The organism is Archangium lipolyticum (assembly GCF_024623785.1).
Lineage (GTDB): Bacteria > Myxococcota > Myxococcia > Myxococcales > Myxococcaceae > Archangium > Archangium lipolyticum.
The window spans coordinates 332,110-351,959 of the sequence record NZ_JANKBZ010000011.1 but is presented as its reverse complement, the minus strand read 5'-3'; the positions used below and the strand labels follow the sequence as shown (position 1 = coordinate 351,959).

The window sequence follows — 19,850 nt, the reverse complement described above, 5'->3', positions numbered from 1 at the left end:
CTACCAGGCCATTCCCATGATGCCCGAAGACACGCTTCTGCCCTTGATGGCTCGATTCGTTGAATTGCTGGCCGAACAACCCGTTTTCCGGGAAGTTTTCGGTCCAATATGAGGGGATGGCTCAGCCGTGCGGGTCGTGCCCACCACCCTGACGACATGGGCTCGGATCTCATACGGGCCGTCGGCCACGGTGGTCGTGTTCCAGACGACGGCGTATCCGAATCCCCGGTTGACCGTCGAGCCCACCTGCGTCGTCGTCATGGAGCCGACCCGGTTGACGTGGTACTCGACGCTGGTCACCCTCGCCGGGTCCGGCACGTTGGTGGCCAGGGCCACGGCCGGGCCACCGATCGTCGATCCGTAGGCCGGTACTCGCAGTTGCAGCGTCGGCCACGCCAACGCGCCCCGGTCGACGGGTGCCGGGGTGGCGGGCACGCCGATGGCGGCGGCCACAGCAGGCGGCAGCGGGTCCCCGCTTGCCCGGGCCGGGCTACTGGCCAGCAAGGAGAAGTCGCCGTTCGCCGCATCGACGAAGAAGGGGTCGGCCTCCTGATCGAACGCCATGCCGTGATCTTCGGCCGCGGTGAAAGCCTGCACCGACGCCAGGCTGGCGTGGTCGACGTGGAAGGGGCCACCCTGGGCCGTCGGGCGGGGGTGCAGCCATCCGGCGAACGTCGTCGGCGTGGGCGGGCCGCCGGCGGCGGTCGTCCGGTGGTAGCCGTTGTAATCCATGGCGGTGATGAAGGTGTCGGCGGGCACCCGAGCTGCCAGGTTCGAGACGCCCGTGGAGGCGTTGAACAGCCGCCTCGAGCCCGCACCGCCGGTGAGGTTGTTCCTGATCACCACGTTGCGGGTCCGCCACCGCTCGACGCACCCCTCCTGGGGGCAACCGGGTCGTTGCAGGTCGAACACGACCAACTCGGCACCGTACAACTCACCGGGTCGGGTGTCGGAGTTGCCGTACAACGTGTTGTTGTAGATCTGCACCCCGTCCGCCCCGCCGATGGACAACCCGGCTTCGGTGTTGCCGGTCAGCACGTTGGAGGCGATGATCGCCTGCTGCGAGACCTCGTAGAAGATGCCGTTCCCGATGTTGTTGCGACTGACGTTGCGGGTGATGGTGGCGTTGGCGCAATCCAGGTCACACCAGAAACCGCTGCCATCGTTGTGGTCGAAGATGTTGTCCCGAACGGTCAACGGCGACGTGGAGGTGATCTTGACCCCGGCGGCGCTCTCGGCCTCGCCACCGGTCAGGGTGTCGTGCAGCCCTTCGGTGTTGTTGCGGAAGACGCGGTTGCCGTCGAAGGTCAGCCCGCCGGAGGTACCGGTGATGTTGGCGCCGACATAGCCGTTCTCCGCGAGCACGTTGCCGCGGATCACCGCGCCGGTGGCCTTCACCGCGGTGAGGGCGGTGGAAGCGGACTGCGTGATGGTGTTGTTCTCCACCCGGGTGTTCGAGACGTTGTCGAGCAGCACGACGCCTCCCTTTGTCGGGCGCTCCGCCGACCAATTCGCCGTCTGCTGCTCGGAGGCGTAGTGCTTGAACCCGAGCCCCTGGATGACGGTTCCGCTACCTCCGGTTCCCGGATCCCAGCCAGAGACGCGCAGGGCCAGGTCGCGATTCGATGCCTCGATCCTGGCACCGGTCGGCGAGTCACCGATGTAGAGGTGTCCGAGCGAGGTGTCGACGAAGAACCGACCAGGGCCCACCTCGGCGAGGGTCGCCACCTGGCGCAGCGGTTGATTATCGCGGAACACCATGTCCTGGGCACCGGCCATGGGGTAGGTCGGGTTGTTCAGTGACGGGTGCTTGCAGAACCGGTCGCTGTCGCCTGCGGTCGGTCGCTGGCAGAAGCGGGTGGTCCACCCGGTGCGGCGCCAGCGGTTGGTCCCGACCGAGGACCAGCCCGTGACCATGACACTGCCCTTCATCCAGACCTTCTCGTTGCGGTGGGGCTGGATCGTGACGGGGAAGTCGATGTTGTAGGCGCCAATCGGGCCCGCCGCCTCGGCCCCTTCTTCGTAGGTGCCGGCCCGCAGGACGACGGTCGCCGGTCGGGGGCCCGCCTTGGCCACGGTCAGCGCTCGGCCCAGGGTCTTGAACGGCGTGGTGATCGAACGCCCGTCGGCGGCGTCGTCACCGTTGTTCGAGACGAAGTACACCGACCCGACCCTGGGCACCGGGTAGTCGACGTTCTTGGGGTTGGGTTCGATGGTGGGCGCCTGAGCCATGGCCGGGTCGAAGGGCGCGAGGGTGGCATCAGGTACCGCGGGGACGCCGACACTCGCACCGCCATCGACCGCGGCGGTGCCGTGGGCGGCTGGGCTGGCGACAATGGCACCGAGCAAGCTGACGCCCAGTGCGGCGGTGCTGGCCTTGGCTTTCAGGAACTTCACCATGGTGTGCTTCTTTTTTCGAAGCTTCGTTTTCCTTCACTCAGATAGACGAGGCCCGAAAGAAGTGTGACGGCCATGGTCCAGGAAGCCGTGTTCGAGCGCTTCACGAAAAAAAGCCCGTTGACGATCATGACGCGCCTGCTGAACTAGAGTGGCGGCCATGATTTTTCTGATGCCGATGACCTTTCTCCGCCTCGTCACCACCGCCTTCTTCCTGCTCGCGGCCTTTCCGGCCTTCGGACAGTCAGTCGCCTTCACGTTCGACGACGGCCCGTCCCTTGAAGAGACCCCACGGTTGACAGCCGCCCAGCGCAACCAGGCTCTGCTGGCCGCCCTGGCCAGGCACAAGGTGAAGGCCGCGCTGATGGTCACCGTCAACAACGGCGCGAACCTCCCTGAAGGTCTGGTCCTGGCGCGCGCGTGGGGCGAGGCCGGCCACGCCATCGGCAACCACACGATGTCGCATCCGGACCTGCACAAGAGCACGCTGGACCAGTACCAGCAGGAGATCCTCGACTGCGATCGCATCATCGCCACGCTGCCCGGCTATACCAAATGGTTCCGCTTTACCTACCTACGTGAAGGGAACACGCCGGAAAAGCGCGACGGCATGCGCACCTTCCTGAAGGAGCATGGCTACCGCAACGCATACGTCTCGCTGGACACCAGCGACTGGCGCTTGAACGACAAACTGGTCGAAGTCCTGAAGAAGAACCCCAAAGCCGACGTCACCCCGATCAAGACCGCGTATCTCGCGCACGTGCGTCAGCGCGCCATCGCCTACCGCGAGCTCGCATACAAGCTGCAGGGCAGGGACATCCCGCAGGTCATCCTGCTGCACCATAATCTCATCAATGCGATGTGGCTCGACGACGTGATCGCCCAGTTCAAGCAGATGGGCTGGACCATCACCACCCCGCAGGCGGCCTTCAACGACCCCGTCTACCAGCTACAGCCCGACCGCGCCGTGGCCGGCCAGAGCCTGTTGCTGTCCATGGCCCGCACGCTCGGCCTCGGCAAATTCGAGGGCTGGGAGCGCCTGGTGGACGATGGCGACTTCGAAATCGAAGCCCTGAAAGCGCAGGGCATTTGAAGAGGGCGGAGCGGGCCTTCGCCGCTGTCTCGCTCATCGTGGATGGCGGCCAGGTCCCTCCCAGAATCGCCAGACGCGTCTCAACGGACCCGAAGTGGGCCCGCTCCAGGCCGGGGAGCGGGCCCGTTCCCCGCTACCAGCAGGTGAAGTTGATGTTGTCGTAGCTGACGGACGAGGTCTTGAAGACCAGGGTCTGCATGTCCCCCTGGACGAACCCGCTCTCACCGCAGGCGCAGGTGGCTTGCGTTCCCGTGCACGACGACCAGCTCCTGGACCCGCCGCCGGAGTCCCTCATGTACTCCGCGTTGAAGACCGCCTTGTTCTGGCTCGCGAAGTAGGTCTTGTAGACTCCACACTCGTTGTACTGCTGGCATTGCTCGTTGATGGCGAAGTCGAAGGACGCGGCGAGCTGGGGCACCTGGTCGATGTCGTTCTTGAGCGCGATGCCCAGACATTTGGCATGGGCGGTATCGGCCAGCCAGCGGTTGTAGGCGAGCTGGTCGGACGCCGTGAGGCCCCAGCAGGCCTGGTCGGTGCAGGAGATGCTCGAATCGTTCGCGTAGCCGTCGACGTTGTCCGGCTCGACCGCGTCGCAGCCCTTGTCACGCGCCAACTGCAGGCGTGCCGCCATCACGATTCGTACCGCCTCCTTGCGGTGATCCAACCACCACTCGCAGTCCCCACCGCTCTCGCACCACTCCCCCATGATGTGGATGGATTGGGCGCAGTTCTCGCCGGGGCTGCAATAGGTGTCCTGCGGGAACTGGTTGGCATCGCTCCGCCAGTTCTCGTAGCTGCCGGCGCTGAAGTAGCAGACCACCTTCTTGCCGGCGCTCTTGTACTCCTGGATCTTCGCGCTCGTGGTGTTGAAGAGGTCGACGACGTAGACCTGGGCGTTGAGGTTGGTGGGAATGGCGCTGTTCTCCAGGTCCCACATCCAGGTGGTGGCCCGGGGGAAGCTCGCGCGGGTACAGGTGGAGCCCTGGCCACAGACGTTCGGGGTGCCGCCGCCCCCACACGTCTGCGGGCTCTGGCAGACGCCACAGCTGGAGACCGTGCGTGCCTGGCCGCAGTTGTCGGTGCCACTGAGCTGGCCACAGGTGCCGCCCAGTCGCGCGCAGAAGGCCGCGTCCGTCTCGGGGGTGCACGTCGAGGCCCCGTCCCACGAGACCTGGAGGCGGAGGCTGTCGAGCTGCGCGCCATCCGTCCCCGCGCCCTTGATGAGGCGCGCGCGGATCTCGCCAGTGCTCGAGACGAAGTTCGAAGCCACCTCGGTGCCCGGGAGGTTGAGCGTCAGGGCCGCGGTCCACACCCAGTCCCCGCGCCCCTGCGAGGTGGTGATGTCCACCCAGCTGGCGGTCGTGAACCGGTAGAGCTGCCACTTGTAATAGGACGTGGAACTCGCGGGCCCCTGGTACTTCGTCAGCAATTGGAGCTGGGTGATCTGCGAGGGCGCCGGCGTGCCCTGGGTGAGGCTCGAGAGCTTGAAGGACAGATAGCCCGTATAGGAGGGGCTGAACTCGATGTAGTCCGCGTAGCAGTCGGCATACGCGCCGACGGTGCACCGCGTGCTGTTCGCCTTGAGCACGGCCATGCCTCCGCTCTTACCGGACGCATCCGTGTTCGCCAGCGTGCTCGCGGAGGAGAAGTCGATGATCTCCGTGCCGGCCAGGGCTTGCTCTCGAACACCCGGCTCCTGTGCGTCATCCACCTCCGGGGGCATGCACCCGTACATGAGCACGGCGATCCACGGAGTCATCCAGGCCATCCATCTCGACATCGCGCCTCCAAACGAACGTTGTGGTGGGCTGCCCATCGCATGAGGGTGGCTTTCACGCAATCCCGGAATAGCCTTGTTACCGTGGAGCCTGGTGGGGTAGGTGTGGCCAACTGGCCGTTCACCAATCCACCGAGGTGCCCGATACCACCGCGCCCACCCTCCTTGGCACCACGCCCGAGAATGGGGCCACCAACGTGGACCCCACGGTGGCTCTCATCCTGAGCTTCTCCGAGGCCCTGGACACGCAGGTGGCCAGTGCTCGTCCATGAAGCTGAAGAATCAGGGGACGTCAACTCCAACCGGTGAAGAGCAGGGGCGTGGGGCCGGGTATTCACTCGGTGAGCGGGCCCGTAGTACCCACGGACATCGCGAGCAGAATCGAGAGGGGATGGTGCGCGAAGGATCGTGGCTGACGCTGGCGGCGCTGCTTCTGGGGCGCATACAGTCGAGAGCCCCGCCCGCTCACCCCCAGCCCGAACCAGCCCCCGATGAGTCGAGCCGCCACGTTCCTGCTGCGCGTTGCCCTGATGGCGGCGTACCTGTTGCCCCGCACATCGGTCCTCGCCGCCGAGACGCCGCCGCCCGAAGCCCCATCCCTGGAGCACATGCACCACACGGCGTGGACCGAGCGCGACGGCGCGCCGAGCAATGCCTACGGCCTCGCGCAGACGCCGGACGGCATGCTGTGGATCGGCTCGCCGTTCGGCCTGTACCGCTTCGACGGCGTGCGCTTCGAGCTCTACACCGCGCCCGACACGGGCCGCCCGCTCACCAACGAAGTGTTCCGCCTCTACGCCGGCCGGTCGGGCGAGCTGTGGATCGGCCTGCAACTGGGCGGCATCTACGTGCTGCGCGAGGGCGTGCTCACACGCTACGGCCAGAAGGACGGCCTCTACCCGAGCACCGTGACCGACTTCGCGCAGGATCTGGAGGGCAATGTGTGGGCCTCCACCTCGGGCGGCCTGTACCGCTTCGACGGCCAGCGCTGGCAGATCGTCGAGGAAGGCGGGCTGAAACAGAACAGCAATGTGCAGACCGTGACGGTGGACCCGCGCGGCACGGTGTGGGCGGCCACCTCGTATCAGATTTTCGCGCGACCGCGCGGCGCGGCGCATTTCGCGCCGGTGCCGATGCCGCGCGACGCCGCCGGCGGCGAGCGCAGCCTGCTCGGTGGCATCAACGTCTGCGTGGATGGCGCGGGTGAGCCCTGGTTCGCCATCGTGACCGGGGGCCTCATGCCGCTGGCCGACCGCCAGCGGTGGTTCGATGGCAAGAGCTTCGGCAGCGCGAGCGTCGAGACGCAGGGCGTGTGCCTGTTCGACCGCCACGGCGGCGCGTGGATCGCGCTGGAGGAAGGTCTGGCGCGGTTGCCGTCGGCGAGCGCGCTGGCCGGGGCGCCAGGGACCGGTCCGTTCGCGGGCGTGCAGCGCACCAGCGCCGCCGTGCGCCTGAGCGGGAGCTCCGTGCACGGTCTGTTCGAAGATCGCGAAGGCAACGTCTGGGTTCTCACCAACGCAGGCCTGGACCGCTTCCGCGGGAACAAAGTGGTGCCCGCGCTGCCTGAAGGCCCGCAGTGGCCCAACGTCGCGCTCGCCCCCGCCGCCGACGGCGGGCTGTGGATCGGCACGCACCTCCACGGCCTCTTTCTTCGCGACGCCTCGGGACAGGTGCAGGGGCCGCTGGACGGCCCGGCGCGGCACACGTGGATCAACGTGCTGCACCGCGACCGCGCGGGCGACCTGTGGATCGGCAAGCTCGGTGAGCTGTGGCGCCTGGCCGGCGGCCAGCCGAAGGGCCGTCTGGAGCGCATCGAGCTGCCCTTCGATGCCAGCAAGCGCGGCAGCGCCGTGCAGGCCATCGCCGAGGACAGTGAGGGCGGCCTGTGGATGTCTTTCCGCGGCCTGGGCGTGCACCGCTGGAAGGACGGCCAATGGAGCGCCAAGGGCGGCGTGGCCGACCTGCCCAGGGATACGGTGGTGAGCATCGAGGCGGATCCGGCCGGGCGCGTCTGGCTCGGCTATTTCGACAACCGGCTCGCCCGCGTGGAGCACGGCCTCGCGCGGATGCTGGGTCCGTCCGAGGGACTGCAGGTCGGCCACGTCGCCGCGCTGCGGCCCTGGGGCGAGCGGCTGTGGGTGGGCGGCAACGCGGGCGTGGCACTCTACGCGGAAGGCAGCTTCCGTGCCCTGATGCCCGCGAGCGGCCCCGCCTTGCGCGGCGTGTCCGGCCTCGTGCAGACGGCCGAGGGCGAGCTGTGGATCCACGGCGTGGGCGGCGTGGTGCGCGTGCCGCGCGAGGAGGTGGAGTCCTTCGCGCGCGACCCCGCGCATGCCGTGCAGGTGGAGCGCTTCACCGCGGACGACGGGCTGGAGGGCTCACCCGAGCCGCTCGGCCCCATTCCCAGCCTGCTGCTGGGCGAGGACGGCCAGCTGTGGCTGCCCACCACCACCAATGTCTTTCGCATCGACCCGCGGCGCATCGCGCGCAATCCGCTCGCGCCCAGCGTGCGCATCGGCGAGGTGACGGCGGCGGGCAAGTCCTACGTGGCTAGCGAGGGCCTGCGGCTGCCGGCGCGCACCACCGCCTTCGAGATCGACTACACCGCGTTCAGCCTCTCCATGCCCGAGCGCGTGCGCTTTCGCTACCAGCTCGAGGGCGTGGACGAGGGCTGGCAGGAGGCCGGCAACCGGCGGCGCGCGTTCTACACCAACGTGGGGCCGGGCTCGTACCGCTTCCGCGTGACGGCCGCCAACAACGACGGCGTGTGGAATGACACCGGCGCCGTTTTCACCTTCACGGTGCTGCCCGCCTTCCACCAGACCGCGTGGTTCTACGCGCTGTGCGCGCTGGCCGCCGCGGCGCTGTTGTGGGGCGTCTACCAGCTGCGGCTGCGCCAGGTGGCCGCGCAGCTGCGCGCGCGGCTGGAGGCGCGCTCGCAGGAGCGCGAGCGCATCGCGCGCGAACTGCACGACACGCTGCTGCAGGGCACGCAGGGCCTCATCCTCAAAATCCAGGGACTGGCCTCCGAGCTGCCCGAAGCACACCCCACGCGCGGCAGGATCGAGGCGGTGCTGGACCGCGCCGACCAGGTGGTGGTGGAAGCGCGCGACCGCGTGCGCGACCTGCGCGCCGGATACACCGCCGGCCAGGACCTGCCGCAGGCCTTCGCTCAGCTGGGCGAGGAGCTTGCGCGCGGGCGCTCCATGCGCTTCGGCGTGCTCGTCGAAGGCACGCCGCGCGACATGCCGGGCGCCGTGCGCGACGAGGCCTACCGCATCGGCCGCGAGGCGCTTCTCAATGCCTTCGCGCATGCGCGGGCCCAGGCCATCGAGGTGGAGCTTGTCTACGAGACAGGTGCCTTCCTGCTGCGCGTGCGCGACGACGGCACGGGCATCGCCGAGGAGGTATTGGCGCGGGGCTCGCGGCCCGGGCACTGGGGCCTCGTGGGCATGCGCGAGCGCGCGCAGCGCCTGGGCGGGCAGTTGGAGCTGTGGAGCCGTGTGGGCGCGGGCACCGAGGTGCAGCTGCGCCTGCCGGCGGTGAGCGCCTATGCGGCGGTGGCAAGGCGAAAGCCTCGGTAGTGGCGCTTCGACCGCCCGCCTGCGGCGCGATGAAGTGCCGCACGCGCGGCTTCTCGTCGCCACGGTGCCCGCGAGGAGCGGGGCCCCCAGGGTCATGGACGGACCTGGGGGCTGTCGCGCCAGCTCTCAGTAGAGGTAGGACAGCGCGGTCTTGTCGGAGCTGCTCCACTCGCCGGACTCGGTCGCCCGGAAGCAGGAGTTCATGAGCGACCCGCCCACGCGGGATGGGCCACCCGGCATGCGGCTCCTGCCCGGTGGCCTCGAGGAGACTCCAAGGGTGACCCGGGTCTACATGATGCCGGCGGTGATGCCGCCGTCCGCCACATACACGCCGCCGGTGCTGTAGCTGCTGTCTTCGCTGGCGAGGAAGAGGAACATCCGGGCCATCTCCTCGTTGGTTCCGTAGCGCTTCATCGGTACGCGCGCTGCGATGGTGCTCTTGAACTGCTCCTCGGCACCGGGAGCGAAGAGCCGGTGGGTCGACGCCATCATGTCGTTGTCGATGACGCCCGGGCACACCGCGTTCACCCGGATGTGGAACGGCGCGCCGTCATGCGCCAGCGCGCGCGCCATCCCCACCACCGCGTGCTTGCTGGAGGCGTACGAGGAGTGTGTCGGAAACGCGGCGATACCCATGATGGACGAGGTGAGGATGATGCTCCCGCCTCCACGCTTCTGGAGCTCGGGGAAGGTGTACTTGACGGACAGCCACGTGCCGCGCACGTTGGTGGCGATCACCTGGTCGAAATCCTCCACGGTGTGCTCGAGGATGTGCTTGTAGGGCCCCTCGGTCCCCGCGTTGCTCACCAGCACGTCGATGCCGCCGTAGCGCTCCACCGCGTGCCGCACATAGCGCTGTGTGTCCTCCACCTTCGACACGTCCGCCACCGTGTAGCTGAGGTTCTCGTGGTTGATGTCCTGCATCGTCTTGCGCAGCTTCTCCTCGCTGCGGCCCACGATGAGAACCCTGGCGCCCTGCTCCACGAAAAGCTTCGCCGTCGCCGCTCCGATACCGCCGCCACCTCCGGTGACGATGGCAACCTTCTTGTCCAGCTTGTTCATGATGGCCCTTTGCTTCCTACGACCCGGAATCCTCCGGTGGCGATTGAGTTTCGCACCGTGCCGGTGGAGAGGCCAGGGCAGGGCGCTTGGGCCGATCCGTGCCGGGCCCAATCAACTCTTCTCGTCCATGCTCACTCTCAAGCGTGACGCAGCCGCAGCGAGCTGCTGCGGTGACTGACAGCCGAGCCCAGGCGCCCTCGGATTCGAGGTGCCTCCTTGGCGGCAGGCCACCACCCAACACAGGGCAACAAGCAGAGCTCGCGCGTTCATGCCCCTGATGGAGGGCGGGGCAGCCCCACGAGGGTGATCATCGTCGCGGGGGCACCGGGCGCCCGCGGGCGGGTGATTTCCCACTGATAGTCCGGCGCCTCCAGCCCCGCCAGGAGCTCCCGCAGGTCCTCCTCGGTGTACGTGCGTGCGTTCGACACGGCCCCGTCCCAGGCGATGAACAGCGGCAGCACGGGGAGCGCGTAGGTGAGCAGCACCTGCCGCAGCCGGAGGGGGCGGATGAAGGGTGTCAGCAGGAGCACCATCAGCACGCCGGCGGGGATGGCCGTCCACCAGAGCCAGCGCGGTTGGGAGTTGTCGCTGATCTCGAGTACGCAGATCGCCTGCCGCTTCTCGAACGCGTCCTGGAGGATGCGGCGCGCGACTGGCGGGGGCATGTGGTGGAAGCTGCAGACCATGGTCCGGACGCCCTGGAGCGCGTCGGGGACCCGGCCCGCGTCGACCGGGCTCGTGTGGTAGCGGACCTGCGCCGAGTCCCCCGCCGCGTTGATGCGCGCGGCGGCGTCCGTGTTCGGGTAGAGGTCGGTGAGGGTCACGCTCGGCCGGAGGCCGTGGTCGGCGGCGAGCCGTGCGGTGGTCTGCAGCATGGGCCCGCCGCCCCCTGAGCAGAGGTCCACGACCCGATCGGTGGCCGCTGCCTTCAGGGCCCGCGCCAGCAGGGGCGCCAGGAGCCGCTCGGTGCCGAGCACGCGGTGCATCGCGGCGATGTAGAGCGTCAGGCACTCCCGGATGCCGCCTGGGAACCAGCGGAAGTCCTCGAACTCGAACAGCGACATGCGCTTCATGGTGTTGACTCCCTTCGCGCCTGAATTCTAGCCCAAGGCGCAAAGAGGCGGGACGCACCGGCATTGCCCGGACTGATGAGAGCGTACGCAGCACCCGATGCAAGGCTTCCTCATGCGTCTGTGTGTCACGGGCCAGCTCGGCCGCCGTCTTGGGGCCGTCCTTCAAGAAGTCAGGGACGCGCCACTTCGCCACCGTGTGGATTGCTTGTGGCAGCCAGAAGGCTGTGATCATCTGCAGCATCGCTCCCTGCGGCGACATCTCCTGCTGTTCCATCTTTCGCATACGCCTCTCCATCTCCGGTGGTCATTCAGGTGATTGGTGATAACACCGCGAGCGGTGGCAGACAGCGTCAGCTTTGCAGCGGACATGATTCCTGCCAGCGTGCGAAAGCACACCTGGAACGGAAAGGGTGCTGGGCCGGAATCAGGGCCTGTCCTTGATGCCTCCACCACCTCGGCCCACCTGGCCCACCGCTCCAGCAGCACGGGTGGCACGCGCCCACACTCCTCATGCTAAAAGGCCTATCTCTATTCGGGACGGCTCACCGTCGCATGTCTCGTGCGACGGTGACCGTGAAGGTCGTTCCGGTTTCCCGCGTGCTTTCGACTCGCACCGTGCCTCGGTGTGCCTTGGCCAGACCCTCGACGAGCGTCAGACCCAGCCCCCAGCCCTTCTGGGCTGAGTTCATTCGACGATACTGCTGAAACAAGAGCTTCTGGTCCTCCGGAGGAATGGGAGGTCCCCAGTTGTGGACGGAAACCGAGACTTCATCGGGCCCGTTCTGGGCCACGCTGACGGTGACAGGGTGGTCGCGAGCCCCGTACTTGATGGCGTTGTTGCACAGGTTCTCGATGATCCGCCTCATCCCGCTGCAGCTCCAGTAGCCTTGAAGCGCATGGCGCGCGCTCAGCACGAACCGGTCGCCATGAACCAGCGACAATTCCTCCAGTATTTCCCGTGCCAATGCGCTCAGATCGCACTCGGAAACATCCAGGGGAAGCTCCACTCCGGCACGGATCCGATTCGCATCCAGCAGATCGCGGATCATCCGATCCGCCCGGTCGAGGTTCTCACTGATCCTCGCCGCCAACTTGTAGAGGACGGCCGGGTCGCTTCCCTTTCGCGCCAGCATGTGGGCATTCAATTTCGCGGCGGTGAGGGGCGTTCGCAGATCGTGCGTGAGCGTGGCGACGAACCTCTCGCGAAGGTCGCGTTCTTCTTCCAGGTGTGCGGTGGCCGTCTTCAGGTCGTGGATGTCGGTATTGGCACCGACCCATTTCACGATCCTTCCATCAGGACCGCGAATCGGGACCCCACGGACCAGATGCCAGCGGTACTGGCCGTCGGAGCCGCGCCGGAAGCGTTGCTCCATGAAGAAGTCGTTGCCGGTCTCCACGGCCTCCCTCAATCGCGGCCGGGTCCGTTCCACGTCCTCGGGATGCATGGGCTGGGTGTCCGGGTCGTCCCAACGGGTGCCCCGAGGCAGTCCCAGGTACTTGAACCACCAGTCATTGTACCAATCGACGAAGAAATCAGACGTGGCGGTCCAGATGATTTGAGGCAGGGCATTGGCGATCAGTCTGAACCGCGCTTCACTTTCCTCGAGCGCCCCACGCGCTTCAATTTGATCGGTCTCGCGGAGGTGAGCTGCGATTGCTCGCTCCCGGGATTGGACGAGCTGCATGAAGCGCTCGACCGCTTCCGCCATTCCCTGCTCGATGGCGGAGAGGATGATGTCGCGTTCCGTGGGGGGGATGGGGCCTTCGCGCTCCAACACCTGGAAGATGACCTCCCGAAGGAACTGGTACTCCCGGAGCATCTGATGAAGCGAGTACTCCTCGAGGTTCGAGCGCTGTTGCCCCTGGTCTCGGGAAAGGTCGTTCGGTTCCTCATCGGAGACGGGTTGGAAGCGCTCTGGCGCCAGGGCCGTTACCAGGCGCCCCAGGAACTTCGGCAGGTCGTTGCGGAGCTGAGACTCATCCTGTGCTCTTGCCGCCGGAATGGCCTGGCGGACGCGGTCCATCCACTGGTGGATGATGGTTTCCTTGTGGGCCTTCAGCCTCTCTGAAACGGAGCGCTGTGTTTCAGGGTGATGGGACGAACGCCCGCTCATGCGTGACCCGAGTGATGGCGGGGATGGGTTCCCGACCCATTCACGAGCGACTCCCCACCCCGCGGCCAGGCATTCGTCTGCTCGCTCGGTTCCTCGACGGCGGCGACATCCACGGTGTCGAGAAGCTGGAGCGGTTTCGCGAACCTGACCTTCATGCTCGGGGTCCCCTTCCTGAGGAAGTTCAAGCCATTCCTGTTCAGGTTAGTTCTGCCCGAGGTCCGGCTGCAGAGGGCGGGCCCCTGGTCCATGGTTCAGCAGGCGATTAGACGAGTGCCCGTGCGGCATGAAGCCGCCCCGATCCTTTTGAGTTGGGCGTGGAAGTGCAGGAGCCTGCGGAACGGGCTGGATCAGGGCGGGACGCGGCGGGTCGTGCGCCGCCTCGGGGAACGCCGCCACACGGTGGCGGTCAGGAGCAGTGCCCAGGGGAGTGCCCCCGGGGCGATCTGGCAGCCTCCCGAGGGGTCCTCGTGCGGAGACCTGGAGGAGATGCGCAGCCGTCCATACCGTCCGTCTCCCTCCGGACGCCCGTTCACCATCGCTACCACCACGTGTGTGGCATCCCGGGCGGACACCTGGGCGGACAGGTGTCCCGGCCCGTCCGCACGGACGATCCGCAGCACCTCGTGCTCGTTCACCGCCGCGACCAGCAGGTGGAGCGCCGCGCTCTCCGTGCCCTCCCTGGGGTCGAAGGACGCCGAGACGCTCTCCGTGCCGCCCGGCACCTCGAAGTAACGGGTCGAGGCGGCCGCCACCCGCACCGCGGGCTCGTCCACCGGGAGCTCCCTGGCCGCGAGAACGAGACCGGAGTAGTCCGCGCCTCGTGCGTACCCACTCCCTTCTCGCGCGCTCTCTCCCGTGGCCAGATTCCACTGCGCGAACTCGCTGAAGGTGGTGTCGAAGTCCATTCCCCAATCACGGCGCAGGACCGTCTCCAGCAGTGTCGGCCAGCGGGCGGAGGGCGCGTGCACGCTCTCCTCCCACATCGACAACACCACTCCTTCTCCCAGGCGCTCGCTGAGGAATTGGAAGAAGAGCGAGGCTCCATAACTGAAGGACTGCGCCGGCCCGTCTGGCTCCACCACCAGGCTGCGATCCGCATGCGACAAGTACGCCGGAGCGGCTCGCTCCAGGTCGTCCAGCTCGGGCGCGAAGTGCTCGGAGGCCCAGACCGCCGTGCCTTCCTCCGCCATTCGCCCCAGGCCGGTGCGGTAGGCGGCCTGCACGGCGTGGAAGAACTCATGGCTCGCCAGCGTCGCCACGGCGTGTTCGTGGGAGGGATAGCCATAGCCGGCGAAGTCGTTCTCCTGGAGCATGTACCCGCTACAACCCAGGTCCGTCGTGAGACATCCTTCCACCCGGAAGGCCCCATCCGCCCGTCCGGCGAAGTCCACCAGGTAGACGTCGAAGCGTTCGTCTCCGCCGTGCTCGCCAGTCCCTCCGGAGTCCCGGGGCGGCAGGCGGTAGCCCATCCCCGAGTAGAAGACAGCCACGGCGTCATAGGTACGTGCCACGGTGTCGACGGAGTCCGGGACGCCGTTCCCATCCACGTCCGCCACCGTGACCGCGTTGGGCCCACTCCGGGAGAAGTGGAGCCGGAAGAGGCCTCCGGGAGACACCATCGATTCCACCTGCTCGCCGGGCTCGAAGCGCGGCGGAGCCGCCGTGGCCTCGGTGGGCCTGCCTCCCTGGAGCAATGCTCCCAGCTCCTTCCCGAGCGCTTCATGGGAGGGATTGCCGTTCGGACCTCCGCACCCGGCGCCCAGGAGGAGCAGCAACAGCGAGAGCCTCACGGCAGGAAGGCCCACCTGACGCGAAGCTGGGCCGCCCCGCTGGGCTGGGGCACCTTGCCCGTCTGATTGCACGTCTGCTGCGGTTCCGGGTCATAGTAGTGCGTCACCTCCAGCTTCACCTGCCGCCCATCCGCCAGGCGCACCACGAAGACGTCGCCCGTCATGGCCAGACAGGCCTGGTATGTCCAGAAGCCGCCCAGCAGCGTCTCGGGTGAGCCGAGGGACGCCTCTCCGGAGATGACCTCGCAGCTTTCGGTGAAGTAGTTCTCGGTGCGGAACTCCCAGGTGGAGTCCACCGCCTTCACCGAGTCGAAGGTCGTGCCCGCCGGGGTCCGGGCCACCGCGATGCACGAGGGGCCGGACACACCGCTGTTCACCCGGATGTTGTAGCGGCGGAAGGCGATGTCCCAATCCGTCGAGGCCAGGGCCGCTTGATCATCCACCTCCACCCGGCTCAGTCCCTCGGGGTTGAAGCGGGCGTAGGTATAGGATTGTTTGGGAGAGGTCCCTCCCGCCCGTGCATCCACATAGGTGTGGAACTCGCCCGGGATCGTTCCTTCCTCGCGGATCTCCCCCGTGGACACCGTGGTGAGCAGATTCAACGCGTCGATGCCCTGCTCCGCGCAGCGCACGGGACTCGCCTCGCACCGTGGGGCCTCGGCCGGGGGCTGCTGGGGCTCGGGCTCCGACGTGTCGCAGGCCGCCAACGTCAGGGAGAGCGTCAAGACAGTGGTCTTCCAGAGACTGTTCTTCATGGGGGGTTCTTCCAGGGAGTCAGGGGTCGGACCGGCGGCTCCACCTGCTTCCACCGGAAAGAGAGCATGGCGGGGGAGCCCGCCGGGTCGTAGTAGCTCTGGAGCTGGAGCTTGAAATACCGGCCCGCGTCGCTCCGGATGACATAGGTCTGGGCGCGCGGTGAGAGCGTGTGGGTGGTCACGTCATAGCTGTACCAACCCCCCTCCGTTTCGAAGACGTTGTCCGGTTCGCTGTCGGAGTCCGCACCGTCCGCGACATCCTCCCGGTAGCCCGCGGCGGGCGCCGTGGAGATCGACTCGAAGGGGTCCGCGATCACCGCCACCACGACGCCTCCCGTGCCGTTGACGCCCCCTCGTGTCCGGATGTGGAAGCGCTGGAAGGACAAATCCCAGGCGGCCTGCGTGGAGGCATCCACGGTCTGGCTCGTATCGAGGTCGAGGGCCCTCCACGCGGCCCCATCGGTGGCATCGACGACCGTGGTCACCGTTCCGTCCGCCTGGGGCGTGTGGCGGAACCAATCGGTCGGCGTACCGTCGATGGGCGTCGTGCCGGGGTCCGGCTCCGGTTGGATGTCTCCACCGCATGCGGCGAGGCAGAGCACCAGGGCAATGCGTTTCATCATGCGTCCTCCCTCACAATTCGAGGATGAGCCCCGCGTGGAAGGCGCGAGGCTGAATGGGCAGGTATTGCGCATCCCCCGCGTTCAGCAGATTGCGGCCGGCGACGAACGCCCGGACCGTCTCCAGCACGCCGTAGGCGAGTCGTGCGTCCAGGGTCGCGTAGGCGGGGGCCATGACCGTTCGAGCCGTCCCATCGGAATCCTGGTAGTAGGGGCGGGGGCCGACCAGTGAGCCCTGGAGGGAGGCCTCCAGCTTCCAGGGTCGGTAGCGCATCCCGAGCTGGGTGGTGAGCCGGTGCGTGCTCTGTCCCTCGAGGGGTCTGTCCTCCTCGATATCCCGCGCGCTGATGAGCGTGTAGCCCACATCCAGCCAGGCCCCGAGGGGCAGCCGCTGCTTCCACCCCACCTCCGCGCCCTGCACGGTCGCGCGAGAGATGTTGGCGTACGTGAAGCGCAGGGTAGGGGAGCGCTCGTCCTGCACCACGGAGATCATGTCGGAGAGGTCGTTGCGGAACAGGTTCGTCCACAGCAGGCCGCGGCTGGTGAGCCGCCACTCCGCGGACAGGGTCGCGCCCCGGGAGTGCTCGGGTCTCAGCGTGGGGTTGCCCGCGACCACGTACCCCACGCTCGGGTTCTCGAAGTCGATGAGCTGCTCCTGGAAGCTCGGTGCCCGGAACGCGTGGCCATAGCTGGCGCGCACCGTGAGTGCCTCCGCCGGCTCCAGCCGCACGGCGAGCCGGGGCGTCAGCACCGTTCCGAACTCGGAGTCCACATCCAGCCGCAAGCCGGGCACGACGTGGAGCGCCACCGGCAGGGGCGTCTTCCAGGAGTCCTGTCCGTAGAGCGAGACCCGGCCTCGCCGGCCCGCCCCCGCCAGCCGGTCGGAGTCGAGCGTCTCGCCGATGGCCTCCACGCCCACCACGAGCTGATGCGCCTGGGCCAGGCCCTGGTCGAGCTGCACGCCCACCCGAGCCATCTGCTCGCGTGTCTCCTCCACCTGATCCAGGACGGAGGCGTTGCGTTGATCCAACACATAGCGATGGCGGAAGCGCGAGTAGCGGCCGGAGAACTGGAGCGTGCCGGTGGGGGAGAGGACCAGCGAGGGTGACAGTGTCGCCTCGTAGCTCTCGTTCTGACTCGCGCGGTCGAACAGCGCGCTGGCCGCGCCCTCGTCGACGCCTCGCTGCACCCGGCGGGACGCCCCGGCGCTCGCCTCGAGCCGGAAGGACTCCGTGGCCCTCAGGTCTCCTCGCCAGGAGGCCTGGTAGCCTTCGAGCGAGCTGCCCGTGGTCGCAGGAGTGCCAGGGGTCAGATCGTAGCCATTGCGGCGTTGGAATCCGCCACTGAGCCGCATTCCCGCCCGCTCGCCCCGTGTCTCCGCGGAGCCGTCCACCTCCAACTGCCACAGGCTGCCGAGCGAGACCTGCGCCGTGGCCCCCAGGGGACGCCGCGCTTTGCGGGTGATGATGTTGACCACGCCCGCCACGGCGTCGCTGCCATAGAGGACCGAGGACGGGCCGCGGATGATCTCGACCTGCTCGATGTCCTCCGTGGAGAACCGGGAGAAATCCAGGGCGTCCCCCAGCCGCCCCGTCACGCGCTCGCCGTCCACCAGGACGAGGGTGTACTCGGGGGACATCCCCTGCACCCGCAGCTCCGTTCCCGCGAAGCTACGCCGGAGCTCCAGGCCGGGACGTGCGCCCAGCGCCTCGGCCAGGTCGCGCGCCCCCGTTGCCTCGATGTCCCTGCGGGTGATGACCTCGACGGCCACCGGCGTGTCCTGGAGCCGCTCCAGGGAGCGGGACGCCGTCACCACGGTTTGTTGTGCCGCGGGTTCTTCCGCGACCCCTCCATCCACCGAGGGCGCGTCCCCCTGCGCCAGCACGGGCGCGCTCACGAGCCAGCCGAGCACCCATACGAACCCGCGCATCCCGTTCCCTTTCACGGCCGCCTACTCGCCAGCGGGAGCCGCGCTGGTACTCACCGCGGTTTCGAGGAAGCTCTCGAGCGTCGTGCGGATCCGCTCACGCCGCTCGGGGGCCGCCGTCTCCTCGAGCTCGAAGAGGTGCTCGTAGCGTGGCTTGCCATCGACTTTGTCCCGCAGGGTGAAGCGCGGGTGGGATTGGAAGAGGGTCCGCCACCCGTCACGGACCTCGCTCCAGAAGCCCTGCGTCTGCTTCCAGGCGGTGCTCGCCTCGGTGGAGGCCGTGTCGGCCGGCTGGCGTGTGTAGACATTGAGCCCGTGCTCCCGTGCCAGCGCATGCGGCTTGGGGCCGAGCACCACCTTGAGGCTGTCCTGCTCATGCACCCATCCCGTGGGCGTCAGGGCATGCCGGTTGGTGGTGACGAGCACGTCATAGTCACTGCGCTTCGTGTACTCGCGGCGGGGCAGGGGACGCCACGACTCCTCGGACTGCCAGGCGGAGACACCGTGGGCGTGGGTCCATCGCCCGTAGCCCTCGTACCGGGGCCCATCGTCCACTTCGTACACGGCCTGACTCCACGTGCACGTCACCTCGTGAGGCGCCAGAACACGGCGCTCCCACGTCCGATGCCCGCGAAACTCCAGCAGCGTGGTGTCCTCGAAGGTCCAATCCTGCCGCCAGTGCTTCAGGGTCGAGCGCTTGCCGTCCCGCTCCGCCATCAGGACATGTTGGAGCGATATCCGCCGGGGCGTGTCCTCCAACACCTCCACCCACTCCGTCGCGTTCGCGCGGTAGGGCGCATGAAGCGTGTAGCCCTCGCTGAATCCCACCGTTTCGTCGAAGGCGAACCCGACCCGGTAGTTGCCCGCCATCTGGAGGATGGCGGCCCGGTCCCGCTCCGGGTCGCACGCGGAGGACACGGGGCGCTCCTCGCTCCCGGCGGGGACTCCGGGCCGTGAAGCACAGGCCAGCGTCAACGTCAGCGTGGACAGGGCGAGGACTCGCCAGGGCCTTTTCTGGTGCGGCGACGAAGGGGAGGCGGACGGCGGCATGCGCGGTCTCCTGGGACGAAGTGACGGCTCCTTCTAGTTGAAATCGATTATCAAAGTCAATTTCATCGTGTGGGCATCCGTTGTGTGGGGAGCTCGGAGAAGGCGCGTCACATCTGGCATTTCCGTCATCGGTCTGTCGGGGCGTAGCGAAGGGACGCCCGCCAGCAGCCTGTCCATCCCCTCCATCTCAGGAGACAAAAACATGTTTCAAACGCACCCACGCTGGGCAGTCTGCCTGCTCCTCCTGGGAACGATGGGCTCGGCGTACGCCGCGGAGCCCAAAGGGGCCACTGCTGACGCGCAGTCCCTGTTGAGGCCCGAGCCTTGGAAGGCTCCTCTCCCGCGGGAGGCTCCCAACCAGGCGCCGCCGAACGGTGCTCAGTGGCTGAGCCTCGATCTCAACTTCCGGCCCAGGGACTCCCGGCTTGGCAACTACCAGATGAGCGTCGGCATGCCGAACACCCGGCCGTCGGACATGAGCTTCGGGCTGTGCCGGAATCAGTCCGCGGGTGCGACCGACTTCGCCGTCTGCGCGCAGAAGGGCTCCAACGGTGAGCATCAGATGATGTTGAACATGCAGCTCTCGAAGTGATCCACTGCCGTCCAAG

The 19,850-nt window shown here is 67.6% G+C and carries 15 protein-coding genes and 1 pseudogene; 4 read left to right on the top strand and 12 right to left on the bottom strand.

Annotated elements, in window-relative coordinates; all coding sequences use genetic code 11:
• Positions 1-2,400 carry a right-handed parallel beta-helix repeat-containing protein gene (locus tag NR810_RS24790; protein ID WP_257455873.1) on the bottom strand — a complete coding sequence of 800 codons (2,400 nt, stop codon included), beginning with the start codon at positions 2,398-2,400 and terminating at the stop codon, positions 1-3.
• A gap of 157 nt (positions 2,401-2,557) precedes the next feature.
• Between NR810_RS24790 and NR810_RS24785 the strand changes: the two genes are divergently transcribed.
• Complete coding sequence (locus NR810_RS24785) at positions 2,558-3,490, top strand: polysaccharide deacetylase family protein (protein WP_257455872.1); 933 nt, start codon at positions 2,558-2,560, stop codon at positions 3,488-3,490.
• Positions 3,491-3,623: 133 nt separating this feature from the next.
• Here NR810_RS24785 and NR810_RS24780 read toward each other — a convergent pair whose 3' ends face one another.
• On the bottom strand, positions 3,624-5,270 hold the full coding sequence (locus NR810_RS24780) for an endo alpha-1,4 polygalactosaminidase (RefSeq protein WP_257455871.1): 1,647 nt from the start codon (positions 5,268-5,270) through the stop codon (positions 3,624-3,626).
• A gap of 134 nt (positions 5,271-5,404) precedes the next feature.
• On the opposite strand from NR810_RS24780, the gene NR810_RS24775 reads away from it, so the two are divergent.
• A complete protein-coding gene (locus NR810_RS24775) occupies positions 5,405-5,539 on the top strand; it encodes an Ig-like domain-containing protein (protein WP_257455870.1) in 135 nt (44 codons plus the stop codon).
• A 219-nt stretch (positions 5,540-5,758) separates the two neighbouring features.
• On the top strand, positions 5,759-8,851 hold the full coding sequence (locus tag NR810_RS24770) for a sensor histidine kinase (protein ID WP_257455869.1): 3,093 nt from the start codon (positions 5,759-5,761) through the stop codon (positions 8,849-8,851).
• Positions 8,852-8,977: 126 nt separating this feature from the next.
• On the opposite strand, the gene NR810_RS24765 is transcribed toward NR810_RS24770, so the two are convergent.
• From NR810_RS24765 to NR810_RS24725, 10 genes and pseudogenes are all read right to left on the bottom strand, one after another.
• Positions 8,978-9,091: a M57 family metalloprotease gene (locus NR810_RS24765; RefSeq protein ID WP_306818470.1), complete on the bottom strand. Its 114-nt coding sequence runs from the start codon at positions 9,089-9,091 to the stop codon at positions 8,978-8,980.
• A gap of 48 nt (positions 9,092-9,139) precedes the next feature.
• Positions 9,140-9,913 (bottom strand): SDR family NAD(P)-dependent oxidoreductase, encoded by a 774-nt coding sequence (locus NR810_RS24760; RefSeq protein WP_257455868.1) that lies wholly within the window; start codon positions 9,911-9,913, stop codon positions 9,140-9,142.
• Between the two features lie 266 nt (positions 9,914-10,179).
• Positions 10,180-10,986: a class I SAM-dependent methyltransferase gene (locus NR810_RS24755; protein ID WP_257455867.1), complete on the bottom strand. Its 807-nt coding sequence runs from the start codon at positions 10,984-10,986 to the stop codon at positions 10,180-10,182.
• A gap of 82 nt (positions 10,987-11,068) precedes the next feature.
• Positions 11,069-11,227 (bottom strand): annotated as a pseudogene (locus NR810_RS53035) (methyltransferase family protein); the annotation flags it as partial.
• A gap of 301 nt (positions 11,228-11,528) precedes the next feature.
• Entirely contained in the window at positions 11,529-13,100 is a 1,572-nt protein-coding gene (locus NR810_RS24750) for a sensor histidine kinase (RefSeq protein ID WP_257455866.1), read from the bottom strand.
• 347 nt (positions 13,101-13,447) lie between these two features.
• A complete protein-coding gene (locus NR810_RS24745; RefSeq protein WP_257455864.1) occupies positions 13,448-14,890 on the bottom strand; it encodes an MXAN_6640 family putative metalloprotease in 1,443 nt (480 codons plus the stop codon).
• The gene (locus NR810_RS24740) at positions 14,887-15,645 is read right to left on the bottom strand and encodes an HmuY family protein (protein WP_257455863.1); all 759 of its coding nucleotides are present in this window, start codon (positions 15,643-15,645) and stop codon (positions 14,887-14,889) included. Before NR810_RS24740 ends, NR810_RS24745 begins: the two co-directional genes overlap by 4 nt.
• A complete protein-coding gene (locus NR810_RS24735; protein WP_257455862.1) occupies positions 15,642-16,268 on the bottom strand; it encodes an HmuY family protein in 627 nt (208 codons plus the stop codon). Before NR810_RS24735 ends, NR810_RS24740 begins: the two co-directional genes overlap by 4 nt.
• Positions 16,269-16,278: 10 nt before the next feature.
• Positions 16,279-18,195: a TonB-dependent receptor plug domain-containing protein gene (locus tag NR810_RS24730; RefSeq protein ID WP_257455861.1), complete on the bottom strand. Its 1,917-nt coding sequence runs from the start codon at positions 18,193-18,195 to the stop codon at positions 16,279-16,281.
• Positions 18,196-18,216: 21 nt separating this feature from the next.
• The gene (locus NR810_RS24725) at positions 18,217-19,242 is read right to left on the bottom strand and encodes a DUF6607 family protein (RefSeq protein ID WP_257455860.1); all 1,026 of its coding nucleotides are present in this window, start codon (positions 19,240-19,242) and stop codon (positions 18,217-18,219) included.
• 202 nt (positions 19,243-19,444) lie between these two features.
• Between NR810_RS24725 and NR810_RS24720 the strand changes: the two genes are divergently transcribed.
• Positions 19,445-19,834 carry a hypothetical protein gene (locus NR810_RS24720; RefSeq protein ID WP_257455859.1) on the top strand — a complete coding sequence of 130 codons (390 nt, stop codon included), beginning with the start codon at positions 19,445-19,447 and terminating at the stop codon, positions 19,832-19,834.
• Positions 19,835-19,850 lie beyond the last annotated feature (16 nt).

Excerpts from the sequence above, each read along its gene's own strand:
- NR810_RS24730 (WP_257455861.1), bottom strand. The coding sequence starts at position 18,195 with ATGCGCGGGTTCGTATGGGTGCTCGGCTGGCTCGTGAGCGCGCCCGTG.
- NR810_RS24755 (WP_257455867.1), bottom strand. The coding sequence starts at position 10,986 with ATGAAGCGCATGTCGCTGTTCGAGTTCGAGGACTTCCGCTGGTTCCCA.
- NR810_RS24735 (WP_257455862.1), bottom strand. The coding sequence starts at position 16,268 with ATGATGAAACGCATTGCCCTGGTGCTCTGCCTCGCCGCATGCGGTGGA.
- NR810_RS24770 (WP_257455869.1), top strand. The coding sequence starts at position 5,759 with ATGAGTCGAGCCGCCACGTTCCTGCTGCGCGTTGCCCTGATGGCGGCG.
- NR810_RS24740 (WP_257455863.1), bottom strand. The coding sequence starts at position 15,645 with ATGAAGAACAGTCTCTGGAAGACCACTGTCTTGACGCTCTCCCTGACG.
- NR810_RS24790 (WP_257455873.1), bottom strand. The coding sequence starts at position 2,400 with ATGGTGAAGTTCCTGAAAGCCAAGGCCAGCACCGCCGCACTGGGCGTC.
- NR810_RS24780 (WP_257455871.1), bottom strand. The coding sequence starts at position 5,270 with ATGTCGAGATGGATGGCCTGGATGACTCCGTGGATCGCCGTGCTCATG.
- NR810_RS24725 (WP_257455860.1), bottom strand. The coding sequence starts at position 19,242 with ATGCCGCCGTCCGCCTCCCCTTCGTCGCCGCACCAGAAAAGGCCCTGG.
- NR810_RS24720 (WP_257455859.1), top strand. The coding sequence starts at position 19,445 with ATGTTTCAAACGCACCCACGCTGGGCAGTCTGCCTGCTCCTCCTGGGA.
- NR810_RS24760 (WP_257455868.1), bottom strand. The coding sequence starts at position 9,913 with ATGAACAAGCTGGACAAGAAGGTTGCCATCGTCACCGGAGGTGGCGGC.
- NR810_RS24750 (WP_257455866.1), bottom strand. The coding sequence starts at position 13,100 with ATGAGCGGGCGTTCGTCCCATCACCCTGAAACACAGCGCTCCGTTTCA.
- NR810_RS24785 (WP_257455872.1), top strand. The coding sequence starts at position 2,558 with ATGATTTTTCTGATGCCGATGACCTTTCTCCGCCTCGTCACCACCGCC.
- NR810_RS24765 (WP_306818470.1), bottom strand. The coding sequence starts at position 9,091 with ATGCCGGGTGGCCCATCCCGCGTGGGCGGGTCGCTCATGAACTCCTGC.